Source organism: Asticcacaulis sp. P2_B1, assembly GCF_056404915.1.
In genome coordinates this window covers 89,864-109,401 of sequence record NZ_JBFUDD010000008.1, presented here as the reverse complement: position 1 = coordinate 109,401, position 19,538 = coordinate 89,864, and the positions used below count along the sequence as shown (strand labels likewise).

The following is a 19,538-nucleotide window of genomic DNA, read 5'->3' as shown; positions in this document are numbered from 1 at the left end:
AACCTCTGGCAAAGAGACCAGAAGAGGAAGCCATATGCCCTATCAGGATTTCAGCCCGTCGCTCGGCATTCGCAACGACGCTTTCGGCAACCCGATCGGCAAAGCCCTGCCGGACTGGCACGGCTGCCATAAATTGCCGGGCGCCGAATTGATCGGCCGGACATGCAGCGTCGAGCCCTATGACAGGGTGTTTGCGCAAGGGTTGTTCGAAGAATATGCCAAGGACGACGGGCGGATGTTCAGCTACCTGCCCTACGGCCCGTTCGGATCGGCTGAGGAACTGGCTGACAGTATCGAAACCTACCAAAAAAACAGGGACTTCCACACCTTTGTTATCCTGAAGGGTGACCAACCGGTCGGTCACGCCAGCTATATGCGGTATGATTGCCCCAATGGCTGCGTTGAAATTGGCGGCCTGACCTTTTCACCGTCATTGCAGAGATCGACCGTGGCGACCGAAGCCATGTATCTGATGATGAAACACGCCTTTGAGCACGGCTACCGCCGCTACGAATGGAAGTGCGATCAGTTGAACGCGCCGTCGAATGCCGCAGCCTTGCGGCTGGGCTTCACCTTTGAAGGGGTTTTCCGCAACGCCATTGTCACCAAGGGCCGCAGACGGGATACCGCTTGGTATGCAGTGATTTGCGAGGAATGGCCACAGGTCGAGGCGCGGCTGGTCGCTTGGTTGAACGCCGCCAATTTCGACGAGGCCGGCGTACAGAAGAGGGCTTTGCGGGCTATGGCCTTGCGCGCCATGGAAAGCGCCTAAATTTTTGCAACCTTGGCCGCGGTTTTGGATAGCAGCGGCGAGTCGGCTTCAATCAGGCCGTTCTCGCGGCTGACCAGGGTGGCGCAGACCAGCTGGCTTGTGACATTGGTCGCCGTGCGCATCATGTCGAGGATACGGTCGATGGCGGCCAGGAGCGCCAAGCCCTCCAAAGGCAGGCCGGCGGCCGAGAGGGTGACCGTCAGCATGACCGTGGCGACGCCCGGCACACCGGCGGTCGCCAGCGAGCCCAGAATGCTGCTGAGCGCAATGATAATATAGTGGGTCGGCGTCAGGTGGACGCCGAAATAGTTGGCGGTGAAGATGGCCGAAATCGCCGGATAGATGGCGCCGCAGCCATCCATCTTCATATTGGCGCCCAGCGGCAAGGCAAACCCCGCATAGGCTTTCGATAGTTTGAGGTTGTCGACCGCCACTTGCAGCGACACCGGCAAGGTACCGATCGACGAACACGTGAAGAAGGCCGTCTGCTGGGCGGTGAAAATGCCTTTATAGAAGCCGGTGACGCGCAGGCCGTGCAGTTTCAGCAGAGTCGGATAAACCAGGAAGATTTCGATCAGGCAGCCCATATAGATCAGGCCGATATAGGGGATAAGCGGTCGCAGGGCCTCGAGGCCGTAGCCGGCGACGACGCTGCCGATCAGGCCGAAGACGCCGATAGGCGTCAATTGAATGATCCAGCGCGTCAGCTTGAACATGACCTGAGAGCCCTGTTCAATCAGCGTCCCCAACTCCTTGGTTTTGTTACCCAAAGCCCCCAAGGCTGCGCCGACCAGAATGGCGAAAAAGACGATGCTCAGCACCTTGCCCTCGGCAAAGCTCTGGAAAATGTTCGACGGAATGATGCCGGTAATGACTTCGACAGGGCCCGGAATGACCTTAACCGGCGACGTGTCGAGCGGCAGGTGGCCGACGCCGAGCCCCGGTTGGAAGTAGATCCCGATGGCGAGGCCGATCGAGACGGCGATGGCCGAGGTCAGCATGAACCAGCCGATCGTATAGGCGCCCAAACGCAGCGCACGGCCGCCGGCGCCTTTTTCCGCGCCCTCTTCCTGATGGCCCAGGCGCGCCACCGAACTGGCGATGGTGAAAAAGACAAGCGGCGCGACCAGCATCTTGATGGCGCGGATATAGGTGTCGCCGATGGGATTAAACACCGGCAGGGCGTCCTTACCCCAATAGAGCGCCACGGCAATACCGGCGGCGAAAGCGACGACGGTCTTGAGCCAGAAGGGAATCTTGCCGAGAAACGTGAGCATGGCCAAGGTGCTTTCGTGTGAAACCAGTCTCCGACATATGGCCACGTGATGGGCGATTTGCACACTAAAAAAATTGCAGGCTGAGGTGAATTCCACTAAAGCCAAGGCCTGTTTATCTTTGGAAATTCCCATGTCGCACAATACCTTCGGCCATCTTTTCCGCGTCACGACCTGGGGCGAAAGCCACGGACTGGCACTCGGCTGCGTCATCGACGGCTGCCCGCCGGGTGTGCCGCTGAGCGAGAACGACATCCAATGGGCGATGGACCGGCGCAAACCCGGCGGCTCGCGCTTCGTTACCCAGCGGCGCGAGGCCGACGAGGCGAAGATACTGTCCGGCGTTTTTGAAGGCGTGACCACGGGTACGCCGATCTCGATCCTGATCGAAAACACCGATCAGCGCTCGAAGGATTATGGCGATATCGCCCAGCAGTTTCGCCCTGGGCATGCCGACTATACCTATTTCGCCAAGTACGGCGTGCGCGATTATCGCGGCGGCGGACGGTCGAGCGCGCGTGAAACCGCGGCACGTGTGGCGGCCGGCGCGGTGGCTTTGAAGGTGTTGCAAACCCTGATAGGCGAGCATCTCAAGGTGCGCGGCGCCCTGGTGCAATTGGGCGTGCATAAGGCGGCGCGCGGCAATTGGGATTGGGATATCGTCGGCGAAAATCCCTTCTTTTGCCCCGATCCGGCGTCCGTTACTCTATGGGAAAACTATCTCGATGGCATCCGCAAGGCGGGATCGTCGATCGGCGCCGTCGTTGAAGTCCAGGCCGAGGGCGTGCCGGCCGGTTGGGGCGCACCTATCTACGGCAAGCTCGACAGCGAACTGGCCGGCGCCCTGATGACCATCAATGCCGTCAAGGGCGTCGAAATCGGCGAAGGCTTTGCCGCGGCGGAGTTGTCGGGCGAAGACAATGCCGATGAGATGCGCATGGGCCCGGACGGTCCGGAGTTCAAATCCAACCATGCCGGCGGCGTGCTGGGCGGGATTTCGACCGGGCAAACCGTGGTCGCGCGGATGGCTCTGAAACCGACCTCGTCGATTCTCAACAAGCGCGAGTCGATCGATATGACGGGCCAGGAGGTCGAGCTACTGACCAAAGGGCGTCATGACCCTTGCGTCGGAATCCGCGCGGTGCCAGTGGCCGAAGCCATGATGTCGTGCGTGTTGCTGGATGCGTATCTGCGCCATCGCGGTCAGACCGGCGGCGGAATTCACAAAGTCGGTTAACTGAACAAAGGGGGGAAAGAATGCGAATTTTCACGATACTTTTCGCGGCAACGGCCTTAATCACGGCGATGCCGGTGGAAGCGAAAGACTCGTACGACAAGGACAAAGTGGCGGAATTGTGCGCCAAGGCGGCATGTCGCACCGGCGTCTACCAGGCGATCGTTTGGCAAGACGCCACACATTTTCAAGACGTTCCTGTCAGTCCAGCGCCCTATGTCGTAGAAGACGGCAAGATACTAATCTTTCCCGGCGAAACGTTCGCAGTCCAGTTCCCGGTCGATGGCGACAGGCTGGGCATTCCCGCTTTTTTCCAAAGCCTTTGCCCCGCATTTTCCGGCGAAGATAGACGTCGACGATCGCCCTGCCGACAACCCCAACAACGCCTCCTTACCCGCCTTGACAGGAGACTTAGCCTCCGAGGAACTGGCCGCCTTGCCCGACAACGTACTGGTGGTGTCCTATGGCCAAACGGACACCACTTCAGGAATGTTCATGACGATCGAGCATAATCTGAATGGAAAACTAAAACTCGATGCCGCGATGATGATCATCAAGCCGAATGCTTATGAAAAGCATTATACGTCGACCTGCCCGATCGAAAGCGAAATGATGGGCATGGAAATGTGGCCCCATCCCATCGGTCCCATGCTGCTGTCGAATTTCCGCCTCCTTAAGCCGACTGACGACCAAGGCTGTAAGTAGCATCATAGCTGACATATTGTAATCAAATCGGTTACACTTATATTCTCGTCAACCAAGGAGATTTTCCCATGATCGACAAGAGACCCTTCAATCAGCTGGGCGGAGCCAATCACGGCTGGCTGAACGCCAAACACCACTTTTCCTTTGCAAGTTATTATGACCCCACCAAGATGGGCTGGGGTTCGATCCGCGTGTGGAACGATGATGAAATCGACCCGCAGTCGGGCTTTCCGCCGCATCCGCACGACAATATGGAAATCATCACCTATGTCCGCGAAGGCGCCATTACTCACGAGGATTCCCTAGGCAACAAGGGCCGGACCGAAGCTGGCGATGTGCAAGTGATGTCCGCAGGCACCGGTATCCGACACGCCGAATACAATGTCGAAAACGTCAAGACGACTCTGTTCCAGATCTGGGTGCAGCCCAATGTGCGCGGCCAAAAACCGTCCTGGGGCGCAAAGCCCTTCCCGAAGGACGACCGGTCGGGCAAGTTCGTCGCCCTGGCGTCGGGTTTCGATAGCGACGCTGACGCGTTGAAAATTCATACGCCAGCGCGTTTGCTGGGCGCCACCCTGCTGAAAGATCAGAGCGAAGTCTACACGCCCGTCGACACCGGTGCGGAGAGGCATCTGTACTTGGTCGTCGCCAAAGGCCGCGCGATGGTCAATGGCGTCGAATTGGGACCACGCGACGGCGCCGCTATCAAGGATGAAGCGTCATTGACCATCACCGCGTTGGAAGACGCCGAGGTGGTGCTGCTCGACGCGGCCTAAGGGCTTTCAGGACGTGCCGGATGGTGTTAGGCTGCGCCATCCGGAGCGCCCCATGTCCCCTCGCCTGCCTCTTCTTTTTATGTGCCTTACCCTGGCGGCCTGTTCGCGGTCGATGGATTCGACTCCGGCCGAAGCGCCAGCCGATGCGCCGTCAGAAGCACCATCGGAACCGCCGGCCGCTGCGAATGCGCCGCCTGCCGTGCATGTGTTAAACACGGTGGATCTGCGTGAACCGGTCTCGTTGAACGGCACCGAGCCCTTCTGGGGCCTGACGGTTAAACCGGAGGGTATAAAACTGAGCCGTCCCGATGCACCCGAGAAGGACTACATGCCGGCGGATTTTGTGGTCAATGGTAACCAGGCTGCTTTGCAAACCGGCGAACTGACCGTCAATCTTGCTGTCGCCACCTGTTCAGACGGGATGAGCGAGCGCCGCTATCCGCTGACGGCCGAGGTTCACGTCGGCACGGAAGTGCTCAAGGGCTGCGCCATGGCGACGGCCGAGATGGCGAAGAGCCGGCCGTAAGGCTCATCAGGCCGGATTGTGAAGTTTCAGAAAATCCACGATGCGCGTGATCATGTCGATACGCGACGACTGGATCGTTTCCCAATGGTCCTGACCGGCGTAGGAGATAAGGTCGACGCTTTTGCCGGCTGCCTTCAGCGCCTTTTCCATACGCACGCTGTGTTCGTATTCGACAACGGTATCGTCCTTGCCGTGGATCAACAGGATCGGAATAGTGACTCGGTCGACGTGGGCAATCGGTGAAATGGCGTCGAGGTCAGTCTTGTCGCCGAAATAGTTCTGCCAGTACAGCATAGAAGAACCGTACTTGTTGACGCTCTTGTCCTTGAGCATCTGCATTTTGAGTTTGAGATCTGAGACGCCGGCAATCGAAATCGCGCAATTATAGACGCCCGGGTCGAGCGTCGCGCCGGCCAGGGCCGCATAGCCACCATAGGATGCGCCGCAGATAGCCACACGCTTTGGGTCGACCGTGCCCTGCGCCACCAGGAACCGTACTCCATCGCTGAGGTCGGTTTGCATCTTGCGTCCGAATTCGCCGTAGCCCGCCTGGGTGAAGGCTATGCCGTAGCCTGACGAGCCGCGGTAATTGGGTTGCAAGACGGCATAGCCGCGCGACGCCAGGGCCTGGACCTGCCAGTCGAAATCGATGTGGTCGCGGGCTTCGGGCCCGCCATGCGGCAGGACAATCAGCGGCAAATCCTTCGCGGGCCTGCCCGGCGGCAAGGTGAGGTACGCCGGGATGTCCAATCCGTCACCCGCCTTATATTGTATTGCCGTTTTCTGCGTCACCCACGCCTGCGGCAACTGCGGATAGATGCTGCCGAGCGAGGTCGTGACGCCGGCGCCGAGATCGAGGAACCAGTAGCTGCCGGGATCGTCGGCGCCTTCGACCCGGACAATCAATTGCCGCGGGTCCTCGGCGAAATCGACGATCTCTGTACGGTACTCTTCGCCGATAACCTGAGGCAAGGCCTTCGCGATCTGATCCATCAACGGATCGCTGTAGCTATAGGTCAGGACCTCGCCATAGTTGGCGAAACCGGCGTGGCGCCAGGTTACAGGATGGAACAAAGCGCCGCGCTCGGTATTCGGATTCCCCGCACTCAAAGTGGGGCTAAGCTTGCCATGGCTGTCGATGACATAAAAGCTCCAACCGTCGTCATCCATCACCGTCATCAGGACGCTGGCGCCGTCGGCGCTCAGACCCAGGAGTTCGGGCGGCTGAGTCGTATAGTTGGTGCGGTAGACCTCTTTCATGAAGACCCGCTCGCCCGGTCCCGCCTGGTTCCACAGCACGGCCCAGGACTTCGATACGCCATGCGACAATTCCCCCTGCATGGCCGCAGCCAACACGTGGCCATCGGGAGACAGGACAATATCCGATACCTCAGCCGGGAAGCACGGCAGACTGCTATTGGCGATGCTCTTCAACGTGTCGGGTTGGCTGGAAACCTTGTTCGGGTCGGACGAAAAAGCGTCGAGGCAGATGCTTCGCGGGTCCTCGGCACCGAGATTGGTCATGTTGGTGTCGATCGTAGCCAGGGTCGAGCTGATGATCTTATAGCCGTCCGCCGTCTTGATGCGACGCAGTTGGCCGAACGCGACAGCATTGCTGATGTCAGGCAGTTTGTCCCACAACAGCTTGAATTTGCCCGTGACAGGATCGAAGATTCGCGCCTGCGGAAATTCCTGGATAAAGCCGCCATAGAGTTCAAGAGCGACCGTCAACGATGTCACGACCATGACATGGTCGTTGTCGGCCCACGAGATTCCGCGTATCTTGGGTTTGCCGAAGCCGATTGTGTGGACGTCCGGCGAGTTGCGACTGAAGGTCTTGAGGTACTGGTCGTCGCCGTCCTGGGTGATGACGGCGATCTTTTGCGCGTCAGGTGATATCGAAATATGGGCGATGACCGGAGATTTGGCGTAGTCGGCCAGAGGCGGCGGATCACCGGCTGCGTCGGCCGCCCGCGCCCGCAGGCCGGCAAAACTCAGCACGCCGCCGCCCAATCCGGCGGCCAGCACGTGCCGGCGATTCAATTTCGTCATGTTCGTCCCCTCGATCTGTTACCGCCAGACTAGCACTTGGGGCAATAATGTAAACGCTTTCAAAAGGGTAAGCCCCTTATTTCAACCCGACCAGTTTGTGTGTCTGGACGCTCATGCGCCACTGCGGGTGCGACAGGCAATAGTCGATGACGGCTTGAGTATTGGCGGCCTGGTCGCGGTTATCCTTGGGCTGGAGGTAAAAGCGTTCGAAATCCAGGCCGAGGAATTCGGCGGGATCGACCTGGGCCTGGGGCCACACCAGTTTCAATTCCTGGCCGTGCGTCTGATGCAGGCGATTGTCGGCCTTGGGGCTGACGCAGATCCAGTCGATGCCATCGGGGGCTTTCAGAGTGCCGTTGGTCTCGACGGCGATGAAATAGCCGCCCGCTTTGACGGCGGCGATCAATTCGGCATCCAGTTGCAGCAAGGGTTCGCCCCCGGTGAAAACCACCGCTTTTTGGGCTGTATAGTGGCCACCCCAGACGGCATCTAACGCTGCGACGACGTCGGCCGGCTTGGGGAACTTACCCCCGTTCTCTCCATCCGTGCCTACGAAATCGGTGTCGCAGAAATCGCAAGCGGCCATGGCGCGGTCCTGTTCGCGGCCGCTCCATAGATTGCAGCCGGAAAAGCGGGCGAAGACATTGACGCGACCGGACTGGCCGCCCTCGCCTTGCAGGGTCAGGAAGATTTCCTTGAAGCTATACATCAGCGCGATTGCGGCTGGGAGGTCGGCTGGGGTTCGAGGAAATGCTCGAAGCCGGTCTTGCGCAACTGACAGGCCGGGCAGTCACCACAGCCATAGCCCCAAGTGTGGCGCTCACCGCGTTCGCCCATATAGCAGGTGTGGGTGTCTTCGAGGATCATGTCGACCAGGGGCTGGCCGCCGAGTTCCTTTGACAGCGCCCAGGTCTGGGCCTTGTCGAGCCACATCAGCGGCGTATGGATTTCGAACGGGCGTTCGATACCCAGTTGCAGGGTCTGTTGCATCGACTGCAGGGTGTTGTTGCGGCAGTCCGGATAGCCGGAAAAGTCGGTTTCGCACATGCCGCCGACCAGATGGTCCATGCCGCGGCGGTCGGCCACGGCGGCGGCGTAAACGAAGAAGACCAGGTTGCGGCCAGGCACGAAGGACGACGGCAGCCCGCGCTTCGTCATCACGATCTCGGTTTCACGCGTCAGGGACGATTCGGCAACGGCGCCGAAGCCTTTCAGGTCGCAGACATGGTCTTCGCCCAGGCGCGTGCGCGCCAACGGAAAGACATCCCGGAAATGTTTGAGCACGGTCTGGCGCTGGATCATCTCGATGCTGTGCCTTTGGCCGTAGTCGAAACCGACCGTCTCGACGCGCTCAAAGTGGGTCAGCGCCCAGGCCAGGCAGGTGGCGCTGTCCTGGCCACCGGAGAACAGGACCAGAGCGGATTTGGCGGCGGGAACATGGTCCAGGGACGCGGACATCGTTGGGCTTTCGTTACAGATAAGGGATGTTCCATGTAAAATGCYCCTTTGGTTGGTTTTGCAAGGATTTTTTGCTTTTTTTGGCTCAAGCGCCGCCGGGCTCCTCGCATAAGCTCGGACGGGCGTTCGCCCTTGCCGACCGCTATGTCCCATAGCTGTCGGATTAGGTTTTGACGCGGCGGTCAAGATGCGCAAGAATGTCCCGACAAGACAAAAATGAGTTCGCCATGAGCCAGCCGCACTTTTCCGAGATGTTCGCCACGATTGTCGAACACACGCCCTACATGAAGGCGATCGGAGCGCAATATGTCGGCCGTAGCGACGACGGAGTCACGACCTCCCTGCCCTATCGCGACGACCTGGTCGGCGATCCCGAAACGAGAGTCATTGCTTCTGGCGTCGTGACGGCCATGCTGGACCACTGCTGCGGCATGGCGGTGTGGGACAAGCTCAATGAATATAAACCAGTAGCGACACTCGACCTGCGTATCGATTACATGCGCCCGGCCATGCCCGACAACATCTTAAAGGTCACCGCCAAGTGCTACAAGGTGACGCGCTCGATCGGTTTCGTCCGCGCGTTTGCCTATGAAGTCAGTCCTGACGACCCGGTCGCAGCCGCCCAGGCGGCCTTTATCATTTCCACGCCGACCCTGAAGTCGAAAGCGTAAGTATTATGGCGCACAGCAATTCCGGCAATTTAACCAATCCTAATGACCGGCCGCATCCGGAAGCCGTTCTGGCCTCAATCCCGTTCGCCGCTTTTCTTGGTGTCCAACTGGAACTGGCCGGCGACGAATTGACGGCGCACCTGCCATTTGCCGCCAAGCTGATCGGCAATCCGATGATCCCGGCCCTGCACGGCGGCGTCATCGGCGCCTTCATGGAAATCACCGCCATGGCGCAACTGGCTTTCAGCGAAAACTTCGACCATATCCCCAAGCCGATCAATGTCGCCGTGCAGTATCTGCGCCCTGGCAAGCCGGTGGCGACCTATGCCCGCGCCGTGCTGAACCGTGTCGGCCGGACGGTCGCCAATGTCGAGGTGTCCGCGTGGCAGGAACACAAGCATCATCCGATCGCCACCTTGCAGGCGCATTTCCTGATCGGTTAAGCGGCCGCGTCGATCCGTGTCAGCAACAGGAACTGCCGTTCGCCATCAGCTGAGAAGGTGACGACGCGTGAGTCCTTGTCGCGATGCGCCCAGCCGAGGGCGAAAAAGCGCTGCAACAGGGCGGCGCCCAGCTTGCCGGCGAGATGATGGCGGCGTGCGCTCCAATCGAGACAGGCCCGGCAGGTGGCGCGATGGCCGGATGTCAGGTCGAGATGCATGTCTTCGATAAACCGGCCTGCCGTGGGGCCTAAGCTTACGCCCGCATTGTTTTGAACAATAACGCTTTTTTCGATCAGACTATCGAACAGGTGGACGCCGAGATCGCCCGCCAGGTGGTCATAACAGACGCGCGCCTTGCGTAGGGCCGGCTCCTTCGGTCCGGTGCGCACGCGGCCGCCGGATCGGACGGCTAGCCCCATCAGGTTTTCCAGCACCTCGGCCACGGCGGCATCGGCCAGGCTCCAATAGCGATGACGGCCTTGGGGTATCTGGCAGATCAGTCCGCCTTCGGCCAATTTGGCGAGATGCGAACTGGCCGTGGCAGGAGTGATGCCGGCTTCGAGGGCCAGTTCCGACGAGGTCAGCGCCTTGCCCGACATCAGGGCGGTCAGCATATTGGCGCGGGCGGGGTCACCTATAAGAGCAGCGAGGTAGGCAATGTCGGGACCGTTTTTCATGGCATGATCCTACAACGAAAATATTCGGCATGCTTCGATCGTGATCGAACTGTCGATGGTCGTCAATCCTTAGGATGGCGGCATGGACATCTTCACTCGCCTCACCCATCCCTGCCCGCTCTCCCTATGGCGGCATGCTTCCAGGTCATTGGCCGGCGCCGGCCAGCCCGTGCTCTATATTCACGGCGCTACGTTCCCCATTGCCCTTTCGGTTGGGCACAGGTTCGACGGCTATTCCTGGGCCGACAGTTTGAACGCCGCCGGCTTCGATGTCTGGGGCCTGGATTTTGCCGGTTATGGTGCTTCGCGTGGCGAGCACCTGCCGACCGTTCCGGCGTCCGAACAGATTGCTTCGGCGGTCACGGCTATTCTGTCCGAGACCAGTTATGCCCAGATCGTTATCATCGCCCACAGCTGGGGCAGCATACCGATAGGTATGTTTTCGACGGCCTGCTCTGATAAGATCAAAGCCTTGATTTTGTTCGGTCCGATCGCGCAGCGCCGGGGGACAGCTGATGCCACCTTGGAAGGCTGGAAGCTGATTACGGCCGACGACCAATATCGCCGCTTTGTCGAAGATGTGCCGGCGGGTGAGTCCCAGGTCTTGTCGCGTGTGCATTTCGATGGCTGGGCGCCGAAATGGCTGGCGACCGATCCCAGCAACGCAGAACGCAACCCGCCCAGCGTGCGCGTGCCGTGTCACGCCTACAACGACCTGGCCGCGGCTTGGGGCGGACACCTCGGCTACGACCCTGGTGCGCTCGCCTGCCCGACCCTGATCGTGCATGGCGCTTGGGACAAGGTGTGCGACGCCGATGACATCGCCTGGTTCCGTGGCCGCGTGCCGGCGCCGCTGTTTCACGAAGCGACGGTCGCGTGTGGCACGCACCTGCTGCATCTCGAAGCCAATCGTTTTGCCCTTTATGCCGCCTGCGAAGACTTCATCCGTCAACAATTGAGAATTAAACCATGAGCCTGACCTGCTTTATCCGCTACCAGATCGATCCCTTTCAACGCGAGGCTTTCCGGACCTATGCCGAGGCCTGGGGCCGCATCATTCCGCGCTGTGGCGGCCATCTGATCGGCTATTTTCTGCCGTCGGAGGGGACAAACGACATCGCCTGGGGCCTGATACGTTTCGATAACCTGGCGGCCTATGAGGCCTATCGCGCCCGCTTGCGTGCCGATGTCGAAGGCATCGCCAATTTCGCCATAGCGCAGGAGATGCGCTTTATCCAGCGCGAGGAGCGAACCTTTCTGGAGGACGTCGCCGGCACCCTGGATCGGAACCCGTCATGATCGCCGTCATTTTCGAGGTTGAGCCGGCAGAGGGGCAGAGAGACGCCTATCTCGACCTAGCCGCCAGCCTGAAACCGCGGTTGGAAGGGATCGACGGCTTTATCTCCATCGAGCGTTTCCAGTCGCTGAGCAATCCCAAGCGATTGCTATCGTTGTCGTTCTGGCGCGACGAGGATGCGGTAGCGGCGTGGCGCAATGTCGAGCCGCACCGCTGGGCGCAGACGGCCGGCCGGCATGGTATTTTCACGGATTATCGTCTGAGGATCGCCAGCGTCATCCGCGACTACGGCATGAACGATAGGGATCAGGCGCCGGCGGATTCGCGCATGGTCAACAGTTGATTAAGACTTGCCGGGCTGATCGCCATATTCCCAGTCATAGGGTACGCCGGTATCGCCGAGGACGAACTTGACCAGGTCGGCGAAGGCGGCTTCGGAGCGGACGTCGTTCGACAGGATGAGGACGCAGCGTTTGTGGTTTTCGACACAGACCATGGTGTTGGCGGTTTGGCCGTCGTGGCCGCCCTTGAAGAAGCCGTGGCCTTGCGGACCGTCGAAGACGATGACGCCGAGACCCGCGGCCAGATCTTTCCGCTGTTGGTCGGGCGGCAGATCGTCCTGGAACGGTGGGAATTGGGTGCGCGTGCCGATGTGGAGTAAGGGTTTAACCATTTCGGCGCGGGAGGCGGGCGACAGGCCATCGCCCTTGACCAGGGCAGCGACGAACTTCGACAGGTCGGTGATGGTGGTGTCCATGGAGCCGGCGGCGCGCGCCTTGCTGCGTTCGTCGTGTTCGCCGACCTCGCCCTTGTCGTTCCAGCCATCGGCCAGGTTGGGGCGGAAGTCGGGACGCCAGACCAGGGAGGTACGGGTCATGCCGAGGCGGTCGAAATTGGGCTGGGTCAGGGTTTCGATGGCCGTGCCGAGGCCTTGCGATTTCTTGCCGTTATCGATGACAAATTGCAGGAGGATCAGGCCTTCGCCGGAATAGCTGTAGTGGGTGCCGGGATCGAAGTGGATGTGGAGTTTCTGATCGGGTTCGAGCCACCAGAAGTTGGCGAAGCCGGTCGAGTGGGTCAGGACCATACGCGGCGTGATCTGTTTCCAGCGATCGTCGCCGGCCAGGGTTTTGTAGGGGCCGTATTTGTCGGGGAAGATGGCTTCAGGGTCGTAATCGATCAGGGGTTTGTCGAGATCGTCAGCCAGGGGGGTATCGAGTTTGAGTTTACCTTGGTCGACCAGTTGCAGGGTGGTGTAGGCGACGACGGTTTTGGTGAGCGAGGCGCCGTACATGACGGTATCAGGGAGGAGCGGATCGCCGGCGGCGTTGCGGACGCCGTAGGCCTGGACGTAGGCGACGTGGCCTTCGTCGATGACGGCGATGGCGAGGCCCTTGGCATGGGTTTGCGCCATGGCTTCGTGGATTTTAGCGTCGATTTCGAGAGGGGCCGGAAGATTGGGGGCAGCGAGGAGACCGGTGGCGAGAGCGAGCGCGGCGGTGAGCATGGTAGCCTCCAAACTTATGGGGTTTGACTGGGCGCCCACGGGGCCTGAGGCCCCAAGTCTTCCCTGTCTTCTCTTTTCTTCGCCCCTTTTGGGGCGGAAGAAAAGAGAAGAAAAGAAAAGTTATGGGGGCACAGCCCCCAAACCCCATAAGTTAAGCAGCTACCAGCTCACCGGCCACGCCCTGCTCCAGCAACGCAATCGTCCGCTCCAAGCCAAAGATAGCCACGAATGACCCAAACCTCGGTCCCTGGGATTGGCCCAAAAGAACCTCATACAAAGCCTGAAACCATGCCCGCAAAGGCTCGAATTCATGCGCCTTTCCAACCTCGAAGACGATGTTCTGCAACAACTCGGCATCCCGCGTATCGACCGGCAATTCACGGAACTTAGCCGCCAATTCCACCAGGGCGGCCTTTTCCTTGTCATCCGGCAAACGAAACACCTTGGTCGGTTTGACGAAGTCCTCGAAATAGTTGATCGCATAACCCGCCAAACGATCCAGAACCGGCTCGCTCTCAGGCGTCGCCCCGGGAATATAGGCGCGCAGGAAGCCCCATAACGTCTCCTTGTCCGAGGCATTGGCCACCGACACCAGGTTCAACATCAACCCAAACGTCACCGGCGGCGACTTGATTGCCGTATCGCCGCGCAACACAAACCACACCGGGTTCTCGATCTGCTTGGCCAATTCCTGCTTCGGGAAGGCATCCAACTGCTGGAAGAACTCGTCCGTCGCCCGCGGAATCACGTCGAAATAGAGCTTCTTGGCTGATTTCGGCGACTGGAACATGTAATAGGCCAGGCTCTCCGGCGCGCCGTAACGCAACCAGTCCTCCATGGTCAATCCATTGCCCTTCGACTTGCTGATCTTCTGACCGGCTTCGTCAAGAAAGAGCTCATAATTAAAGCCCTCCGGCGCCACGCCGCCCAGGATGCGGCACACCTGCGACGACACCTTGACGGAATCGATCAGATCCTTGCCGGCCATCTCGTAATCGACGCCCAAAGCTGCCCAACGCATGGCCCAATCCGGCTTCCACTGCATCTTGACGTGACCACCGGTCACCGGCACCTCGAACTTCTCTCCGTTCTCCTCGAAGACGATCGTGCCCTTGGACACATTGCGCTCGAGCGTCGGCACCTGAAGGACGAACCCGGTCTTGGGCGAAATCGGCAGGAACGGCGAATAGGTCGCACGGCGATCGGCCCCCAAAGTCGGCAACATCACTTTTTGGATATCGTCGAAACGATCGAGTGCCGTCAACAAGGTCTGATCGAAAACCCCGCCCTTGTAACAATCGGTCGAGGACAAAAATTCATAAGCGAATCCAAAGCCATCGAGGAACTTTTTAAGACGCGCGTTATTATGTTCACCGAACGACGGGTATTCGCCGAACGGATCGCGCACGACGGTGAGAGGCTTGTACAGGTCCTCACGCAGCACCTCGGCATTGGGGATACCGTCCGGTACCTTACGCAGCCCGTCCATATCGTCGGAGAAACAGATCAGACGCGTCGACCACACGCCACCGGTCATGGCCTCGAACGCCTGGCGCACCATGGTCGTGCGCGCCACCTCGCCGAAGGTGCCGATATGCGGCAAGCCAGACGGACCATAGCCGGTCTCGAAGATCACCGGCCGGCCCAGGCCTTCATACTCGCCCAATGCCTCATCCGTCTTGCCGGCTTCGATCAGGCTGAGCGCCCGTTTCTGCGCCTCGTGCCCGTCGACGCGTGATTTGATCAGGCGGGCGATCAGAGCGCGAGCCTGTTCAAACGGCCATGCACGGCCGGCGTATGCGAGGGTGGCGAGGGAAGACATGATGGGATTTGAGCCTTTCATATAAGAGAGGCTTGGCTTTACGGCGCAACGGTCATCAGGTCAATTACTTAGCATGACCAGCCTAAAGCCGATCCATCGTCATCGTGCCCGTATCTCCCAACCAGATGCCATCGAAGGCTGCTGTGGCCGCCTGGCTACTGGCCGTGTCACCCAGTTTCGCTTCGGCCTGAGCCTGCCCCCAGACGGCATAGGCATTGCCCGGACGAACGGCGATCGCGTGGTCGAAGGCCGCCTTGGCGCCGGCGGCGTCGCCGGAGGCCAGCAAGGCCCGGCCCAACGCGATATCGGCCGGTTGGAACCACAAAGGCGGTTCGGCATATTCGAACTGACTGTCCAGGGTCACGGCCGTGCGGAAATGCGCGATCGCAGCGGCATTATTGCCGGCCGCCAATTCGACACGGCCCAGGGCCATCTCATTTGCCAGGTCGACAAAGCCCTTCCAATCTTTCGATTTGGCCCCATCGCGAGCCTTTTTAAGCGCCTTCAATTCCTTGCGCGCCGAAACGACATCGCCGGCGCGAGCAAAGGCTTCAGCGCGAACGGCGCGCCAGGCCACAGTGGCAATCTTCAACCGCTTGTCCGGCGCGGCCAGGGCCAGGACCTCGGCCGGGGTCTGGAACTGCCCGCGCGCCTGCAGGGTGAGAGCCAGGGTGCTTTCCGCCCATTCCGACGTCAAAGCCTTGTCCAGCGGCACGCCCTGTTCCATCTGCGCCGCCAGACGCAAGGCCGTCGGCCCGTCGCCGACCTGTTGGGCCGCCGACATGATGAATCGCGCATGGTGGAAATAATATCCGTACCAGGCCGGATCGGCGCCGATATCTCGCGCCATGCCTTCGTCCAATGCAATCGCCTTTTCATTGACGACGATCGAATCCTTGAAACGGCCCAGCGGATAAAAGGTGTGGCTGGGCATGTGGACCAGGTGCGGCGAATTGGGCGCCAGGGCACCCAAACGATCGGCATAGGGCTCTGCCCGACGCGGATTGTCGGAATCTTCGGTCAGGTGGATGTAGAGGTGCATGGCCTCTGCCTGGTCCGGATTGCGCTTTAGAACGGCTTCGACCAGGGTCATGGCCTTGGCGCCCCAGGGTTTGGCGACATGACCGCCCGGCTCCCAATAATCCCAGGGGCGCATATCCATCGCCGACTCGGCTGCCAGGACTGTGACGAAATCGTCGTCGGGCCAACGCTGAGCCGCCGCGCCCATAGCGTCGGCGAATTTTTCGGTCCAGACATTGCCGGTGGCGGACGGCGCGCCGGCAGCGTAGCGGATATTGAGCGCATCGATCAGGGCACGATCGCGATCGGTTAGGTCCGTCGCCTTGGTGGCCGTGGCGAGCAAGGCGCGCGCCTCGTCCAGATCCTTGGCCTTCATATCGCTGTTGTTGATATTGGGCCCCAGGGCCATGGCCATGCCCCAGCCGCACATGGCGCAGTTGGGGTCGAGCGTCTTCGCCATTTTGAAGCTCTTATAGGCCGTCTCATATTCGAAGCCGTACAACAGGGCGATACCCTGATCGAAGTAAAGCTGGACCTCGGGATTTTTTGAAGAGACGGCGTAATGGATCGGCGCCAGTCCCCCCAGCAACGGCATGGCCTTATCAGACGTCGGCGCAGCATCGCCGGGCTTGCCGCAGACATGGGCCGCCAGATAGGCTGGATCGAGCGCGCTCGTCGCCGTGGCCGGGGCCGCCGCCTTGCCGGCACAGCCCATGGTGATCAGACAGGCCAACGCGCTGGCGGCGATCATCAATCTGGCTTTGGATGTCATGACGCGCTCCCCTTTTCGCCATTGAGACCACGCGCCTTTCACAGTGTCAATGCACATGGAAAACCTCCCCTTAGGGAAACAAATTTGTTGACGTGCCAGTCAAATCTGCTTAAGCTTTACGTTGACGTTAATGTAAACTTTTGCCATACAGAACCGACATGGAACACAAAGACCTGCACAAGACCTATTCGATCCGTCAGCTCAGCAAGGAGTTCGACGTCACGGCGCGCGCCCTGCGTTTCTACGAGGACAAGGGCCTGATCTCGCCGGAACGCAAGGGCCAGACTCGGCTGTATTCACCGCGCGACCGGGCGCGGTTGCAACTGATTCTGCGCGGCAAAAGGTTGGGCTTTTCGCTGATCGAAATTCACGAAATCCTCGACCTCTATACCCCGAAGGACCATGGTGCCTCGCAGATGCGCGCCACCCTGGTCAAGTACCGCGGCCAGATCGAGACGCTCAAGCGTCAGCGCGAAGATATCGATGCGGCCATCCGCGACATGGCCGACGGTTGTGTCTGGCTGGAAGAACAGATCAAGACGGTCGAGGCCGAAACCGAAGCCTAATCAAAGCGTAACTGCGAACTTCTCAACAGGGAATATAAGAAAATGGCCTATCAAGCCCCCGTCCGCGATTATCAGTTTCTTTTCGGCGATGTTTTCAACACCGACCAGTACAGCAATCTGAAGGGCTTTGCCGACGCCGATAGCGCCACGGTTTTCGCCATCCTGGAAGAAGCCGCCAAGTTCACCGAGGAAGTCGTCCACCCGATCAATATTTCGGGCGACAAGGAAGGCTGCACCTTGGATCCGGTCACCCACGAAGTGACGGCGCCGAAGGGCTATAAGGAAGCCTATAAGGCCATGGCGGAAGCCGGCTGGACGGCTTTGTCGGGCGATCCGGAATATGGCGGCCAGGGCTTGCCGCATTTCGTCAACACCGCCTTTTCCGAAATGCTGTCGGGCGCCGGTTCGGCCTTTGGCATGTATCCCGGCCTGACCGAAGGCGCGATCTCGGCCCTGACCGCCGGCGGCACGGACGAACAGAAGGCCATGTACCTGCCCAAGCTGATCTCCGGCGAATGGTCGGGGACGATGAACCTGACCGAGCCCCATTGCGGCACGGATCTCGGCCTATTGCGCACCAAGGCTGTGCCGCAGACCGATGGTTCGTACAGGATCAGCGGCCAGAAGATCTGGATTTCGGCCGGTGAGCACGATTTCACCAGCAATATCTGTCACCTGGTTTTGGCGCGCATCGAAGGCGCCCCGGCCGGCGTCAAGGGCATCTCCTTGTTCCTGGTGCCGAAGTTCATCCCCGATGCCGACGGCGTGCCGGGCGAGCGCAATTCACTGCAATGCGCCGGGCTCGAGCACAAGATGGGCATCCACGGCAATTCGACCTGCGTCATGGTCTATGAAGACGCCAAGGGTTTCCTGCTGGGCGCGCCGAACGAGGGCCTGAAGATCATGTTCTACATGATGAACAATGCCCGTTTCGGCGTTGGTTTGCAGGGCCTGGCTATCGGTCACGCCTCGCTGGTCGCCGCGACGCAGTTCGCCAAGGACCGCCTTCAAGGCCGCGCTTTGACCGGCCCGAAAAACCCCGACGGTCCGGCGGATTCGATCCTGGTTCACCCCGATGTACGCCGCATGTTGTTAGAGTCGCGCGCCCTGATCGAAGGCGGTCGCGCCTTTTTGACATGGGTTGCTTTGCAAGCCGATCTGGCCAAGGTGGCAGAAGACGAAGCGGGCCGTGAAAAGGCCAATGATTATATGGGCTTGCTTACGCCTGTGATCAAAGCCTATCTGACGGAAAAGGGGTTGAAGGTGACCCAGGACGCCATGCAGGTGCACGGCGGTTCGGGCTTTACCGAGCACTTCCCGGCGTCGCAATATATGCGCGATGTACGCATTACCCTGATCTATGAGGGCACGAATGGTGTCCAGGCCCTGGATCTGGTTGGCCGCAAGTTGCCGAGCAAGGGCGGCCGTGCTTTGCAGAGCTTCCTGGGTGAAATCGACGGTTATATTGCGGCTGAAGAGCCGGGTTCGATCGTGCCGGCCTATATTAAGGCTTTGAAGGACGTGAAGGCGAAGCTGTTCGACGGCACGATGTGGTTGATGCAGAATGGCATGGGTAATCCGGACGCCGCCGCGGCGGGGTCGCTGGATTATCTGCATCTGTTCGGTTTGACGTGTTCGGCCTATATGTGGGCGCGCATGGCCAAGGCGGCGCAGGAAAAGGTCGCCGAGGGTTCGACCGATCCGTTCTTCGATACGAAACTGAAGGTGGGGCGGGTGTTTTTGGAGCGCATCTTACCGGACGCCGAGGCGCATCTGGTGAAGATGAAGGCCGGGTCGGATGGGTTGATGGCGTTGGCGGATGATCAGTTTTAAGGCCAGGAGGCGCGCCTCCTGGACCTCGTTAGCCATTCGAGAAAATAATAAAAGCTGGGCCTGTTGGGCCCGGCTTTTATTATTTATACAAATAGTTATGGGGTCCAGGGGTCCGCGACCCCCGGCCTCAATC

The 19,538-nt window shown here is 59.9% G+C and carries 20 protein-coding genes; 12 read left to right on the top strand and 8 right to left on the bottom strand.

Going from position 1 to position 19,538, the window contains the following annotated elements; genetic code table 11:
- Window positions 1–34: 34 nt before the first annotated feature.
- Window positions 35–772 carry a GNAT family N-acetyltransferase gene (locus AC1DX3_RS16815; protein ID WP_476990475.1) on the top strand — a complete coding sequence of 246 codons (738 nt, stop codon included), beginning with the start codon at window positions 35–37 and terminating at the stop codon, window positions 770–772.
- On the opposite strand, the gene AC1DX3_RS16810 is transcribed toward AC1DX3_RS16815, so the two are convergent.
- Window positions 769–2,049 carry a dicarboxylate/amino acid:cation symporter gene (locus AC1DX3_RS16810; RefSeq protein ID WP_476990474.1) on the bottom strand — a complete coding sequence of 427 codons (1,281 nt, stop codon included), beginning with the start codon at window positions 2,047–2,049 and terminating at the stop codon, window positions 769–771. The two genes, AC1DX3_RS16815 and AC1DX3_RS16810, sit on opposite strands and share 4 nt — an antisense overlap.
- A gap of 130 nt (window positions 2,050–2,179) precedes the next feature.
- Here AC1DX3_RS16810 and aroC point away from each other — a divergent pair, with 130 nt between their 5' ends.
- The 4 genes from aroC to AC1DX3_RS16790 all read left to right on the top strand — a co-directional run bounded on the left by aroC (window position 2,180) and on the right by AC1DX3_RS16790 (window position 5,287).
- Window positions 2,180–3,283, top strand: coding sequence for a chorismate synthase (aroC, locus tag AC1DX3_RS16805; RefSeq protein ID WP_476990473.1), 1,104 nt, complete (start codon window positions 2,180–2,182; stop codon window positions 3,281–3,283).
- Window positions 3,284–3,562: 279 nt separating this feature from the next.
- Complete coding sequence (locus AC1DX3_RS16800) at window positions 3,563–3,985, top strand: hypothetical protein (protein WP_476990472.1); 423 nt, start codon at window positions 3,563–3,565, stop codon at window positions 3,983–3,985.
- 68 nt (window positions 3,986–4,053) lie between these two features.
- Window positions 4,054–4,761 carry a pirin family protein gene (locus AC1DX3_RS16795; RefSeq protein WP_476990471.1) on the top strand — a complete coding sequence of 236 codons (708 nt, stop codon included), beginning with the start codon at window positions 4,054–4,056 and terminating at the stop codon, window positions 4,759–4,761.
- Between the two features lie 52 nt (window positions 4,762–4,813).
- On the top strand, window positions 4,814–5,287 hold the full coding sequence (locus tag AC1DX3_RS16790) for a hypothetical protein (RefSeq protein ID WP_476990470.1): 474 nt from the start codon (window positions 4,814–4,816) through the stop codon (window positions 5,285–5,287).
- 6 nt (window positions 5,288–5,293) lie between these two features.
- Here the strand turns inward: AC1DX3_RS16790 and AC1DX3_RS16785 are convergent, their stop codons facing one another.
- The 3 genes from AC1DX3_RS16785 to queC all read right to left on the bottom strand — a co-directional run bounded on the left by AC1DX3_RS16785 (window position 5,294) and on the right by queC (window position 8,797).
- On the bottom strand, window positions 5,294–7,339 hold the full coding sequence (locus AC1DX3_RS16785; protein WP_476990469.1) for an alpha/beta hydrolase family protein: 2,046 nt from the start codon (window positions 7,337–7,339) through the stop codon (window positions 5,294–5,296).
- 76 nt (window positions 7,340–7,415) lie between these two features.
- Window positions 7,416–8,051, bottom strand: coding sequence for a 7-carboxy-7-deazaguanine synthase (gene queE / locus AC1DX3_RS16780; RefSeq protein WP_476990550.1), 636 nt, complete (start codon window positions 8,049–8,051; stop codon window positions 7,416–7,418).
- Window positions 8,048–8,797 carry a 7-cyano-7-deazaguanine synthase QueC gene (queC, locus tag AC1DX3_RS16775; protein WP_476990468.1) on the bottom strand — a complete coding sequence of 250 codons (750 nt, stop codon included), beginning with the start codon at window positions 8,795–8,797 and terminating at the stop codon, window positions 8,048–8,050. Before queC ends, queE begins: the two co-directional genes overlap by 4 nt.
- Window positions 8,798–9,024: 227 nt before the next feature.
- Between queC and AC1DX3_RS16770 the strand changes: the two genes are divergently transcribed.
- Window positions 9,025–9,468, top strand: coding sequence for a PaaI family thioesterase (locus tag AC1DX3_RS16770; RefSeq protein WP_476990467.1), 444 nt, complete (start codon window positions 9,025–9,027; stop codon window positions 9,466–9,468).
- Window positions 9,469–9,473: 5 nt separating this feature from the next.
- Window positions 9,474–9,911: a PaaI family thioesterase gene (locus AC1DX3_RS16765; RefSeq protein ID WP_476990466.1), complete on the top strand. Its 438-nt coding sequence runs from the start codon at window positions 9,474–9,476 to the stop codon at window positions 9,909–9,911.
- Here AC1DX3_RS16765 and AC1DX3_RS16760 read toward each other — a convergent pair.
- Window positions 9,908–10,588: an ArsR/SmtB family transcription factor gene (locus tag AC1DX3_RS16760; protein WP_476990465.1), complete on the bottom strand. Its 681-nt coding sequence runs from the start codon at window positions 10,586–10,588 to the stop codon at window positions 9,908–9,910. The genes AC1DX3_RS16765 and AC1DX3_RS16760 overlap by 4 nt on opposite strands.
- An 82-nt stretch (window positions 10,589–10,670) precedes the next feature.
- On the opposite strand from AC1DX3_RS16760, the gene AC1DX3_RS16755 reads away from it, so the two are divergent.
- Genes AC1DX3_RS16755 through AC1DX3_RS16745 form a run of 3 tightly spaced genes read left to right on the top strand, consistent with a single transcriptional unit; the run spans window position 10,671 to window position 12,228 of the window.
- A complete protein-coding gene (locus AC1DX3_RS16755; protein ID WP_476990464.1) occupies window positions 10,671–11,561 on the top strand; it encodes an alpha/beta hydrolase in 891 nt (296 codons plus the stop codon).
- Window positions 11,558–11,887: an NIPSNAP family protein gene (locus tag AC1DX3_RS16750; protein ID WP_476990463.1), complete on the top strand. Its 330-nt coding sequence runs from the start codon at window positions 11,558–11,560 to the stop codon at window positions 11,885–11,887. Before AC1DX3_RS16755 ends, AC1DX3_RS16750 begins: the two co-directional genes overlap by 4 nt.
- The gene (locus tag AC1DX3_RS16745) at window positions 11,884–12,228 is read left to right on the top strand and encodes an antibiotic biosynthesis monooxygenase family protein (protein WP_476990462.1); all 345 of its coding nucleotides are present in this window, start codon (window positions 11,884–11,886) and stop codon (window positions 12,226–12,228) included. Before AC1DX3_RS16750 ends, AC1DX3_RS16745 begins: the two co-directional genes overlap by 4 nt.
- Here AC1DX3_RS16745 and AC1DX3_RS16740 read toward each other — a convergent pair whose 3' ends face one another.
- From AC1DX3_RS16740 to AC1DX3_RS16730, 3 genes are all read right to left on the bottom strand, one after another.
- A complete protein-coding gene (locus AC1DX3_RS16740) occupies window positions 12,229–13,392 on the bottom strand; it encodes a serine hydrolase domain-containing protein (RefSeq protein WP_476990461.1) in 1,164 nt (387 codons plus the stop codon). It lies immediately after the preceding gene.
- Between the two features lie 151 nt (window positions 13,393–13,543).
- Window positions 13,544–15,214: a lysine--tRNA ligase gene (locus tag AC1DX3_RS16735; protein ID WP_476990460.1), complete on the bottom strand. Its 1,671-nt coding sequence runs from the start codon at window positions 15,212–15,214 to the stop codon at window positions 13,544–13,546.
- 82 nt (window positions 15,215–15,296) lie between these two features.
- Window positions 15,297–17,006 (bottom strand): hypothetical protein, encoded by a 1,710-nt coding sequence (locus AC1DX3_RS16730; protein ID WP_476990459.1) that lies wholly within the window; start codon window positions 17,004–17,006, stop codon window positions 15,297–15,299.
- Between the two features lie 158 nt (window positions 17,007–17,164).
- On the opposite strand from AC1DX3_RS16730, the gene AC1DX3_RS16725 reads away from it, so the two are divergent.
- Together AC1DX3_RS16725 and AC1DX3_RS16720 are read left to right on the top strand one after the other, a co-directional pair.
- Window positions 17,165–17,572: a MerR family transcriptional regulator gene (locus tag AC1DX3_RS16725; RefSeq protein ID WP_476990458.1), complete on the top strand. Its 408-nt coding sequence runs from the start codon at window positions 17,165–17,167 to the stop codon at window positions 17,570–17,572.
- 42 nt (window positions 17,573–17,614) lie between these two features.
- Window positions 17,615–19,405 (top strand): acyl-CoA dehydrogenase C-terminal domain-containing protein, encoded by a 1,791-nt coding sequence (locus tag AC1DX3_RS16720; RefSeq protein WP_476990457.1) that lies wholly within the window; start codon window positions 17,615–17,617, stop codon window positions 19,403–19,405.
- Window positions 19,406–19,538: the final 133 nt, after the last annotated feature.

What these genes read in the sequence shown, in the direction of transcription:
- AC1DX3_RS16795 (WP_476990471.1), top strand. Translation starts at nt 4,054, where the DNA reads ATGATCGACAAGAGACCCTTCAATCAGCTGGGCGGAGCCAATCACGGC.
- AC1DX3_RS16765 (WP_476990466.1), top strand. Translation starts at nt 9,474, where the DNA reads ATGGCGCACAGCAATTCCGGCAATTTAACCAATCCTAATGACCGGCCG.
- AC1DX3_RS16730 (WP_476990459.1), bottom strand. Translation starts at nt 17,006, where the DNA reads ATGACATCCAAAGCCAGATTGATGATCGCCGCCAGCGCGTTGGCCTGT.
- AC1DX3_RS16810 (WP_476990474.1), bottom strand. Translation starts at nt 2,049, where the DNA reads ATGCTCACGTTTCTCGGCAAGATTCCCTTCTGGCTCAAGACCGTCGTC.
- AC1DX3_RS16815 (WP_476990475.1), top strand. Translation starts at nt 35, where the DNA reads ATGCCCTATCAGGATTTCAGCCCGTCGCTCGGCATTCGCAACGACGCT.
- AC1DX3_RS16785 (WP_476990469.1), bottom strand. Translation starts at nt 7,339, where the DNA reads ATGACGAAATTGAATCGCCGGCACGTGCTGGCCGCCGGATTGGGCGGC.
- aroC (WP_476990473.1), top strand. Translation starts at nt 2,180, where the DNA reads ATGTCGCACAATACCTTCGGCCATCTTTTCCGCGTCACGACCTGGGGC.
- AC1DX3_RS16760 (WP_476990465.1), bottom strand. Translation starts at nt 10,588, where the DNA reads ATGAAAAACGGTCCCGACATTGCCTACCTCGCTGCTCTTATAGGTGAC.
- AC1DX3_RS16755 (WP_476990464.1), top strand. Translation starts at nt 10,671, where the DNA reads ATGGACATCTTCACTCGCCTCACCCATCCCTGCCCGCTCTCCCTATGG.
- AC1DX3_RS16800 (WP_476990472.1), top strand. Translation starts at nt 3,563, where the DNA reads ATGGCGACAGGCTGGGCATTCCCGCTTTTTTCCAAAGCCTTTGCCCCG.
- AC1DX3_RS16750 (WP_476990463.1), top strand. Translation starts at nt 11,558, where the DNA reads ATGAGCCTGACCTGCTTTATCCGCTACCAGATCGATCCCTTTCAACGC.
- AC1DX3_RS16770 (WP_476990467.1), top strand. Translation starts at nt 9,025, where the DNA reads ATGAGCCAGCCGCACTTTTCCGAGATGTTCGCCACGATTGTCGAACAC.
- AC1DX3_RS16725 (WP_476990458.1), top strand. Translation starts at nt 17,165, where the DNA reads ATGGAACACAAAGACCTGCACAAGACCTATTCGATCCGTCAGCTCAGC.
- queC (WP_476990468.1), bottom strand. Translation starts at nt 8,797, where the DNA reads ATGTCCGCGTCCCTGGACCATGTTCCCGCCGCCAAATCCGCTCTGGTC.
- AC1DX3_RS16740 (WP_476990461.1), bottom strand. Translation starts at nt 13,392, where the DNA reads ATGCTCACCGCCGCGCTCGCTCTCGCCACCGGTCTCCTCGCTGCCCCC.
- AC1DX3_RS16790 (WP_476990470.1), top strand. Translation starts at nt 4,814, where the DNA reads ATGTCCCCTCGCCTGCCTCTTCTTTTTATGTGCCTTACCCTGGCGGCC.
- AC1DX3_RS16735 (WP_476990460.1), bottom strand. Translation starts at nt 15,214, where the DNA reads ATGTCTTCCCTCGCCACCCTCGCATACGCCGGCCGTGCATGGCCGTTT.
- AC1DX3_RS16745 (WP_476990462.1), top strand. Translation starts at nt 11,884, where the DNA reads ATGATCGCCGTCATTTTCGAGGTTGAGCCGGCAGAGGGGCAGAGAGAC.
- AC1DX3_RS16720 (WP_476990457.1), top strand. Translation starts at nt 17,615, where the DNA reads ATGGCCTATCAAGCCCCCGTCCGCGATTATCAGTTTCTTTTCGGCGAT.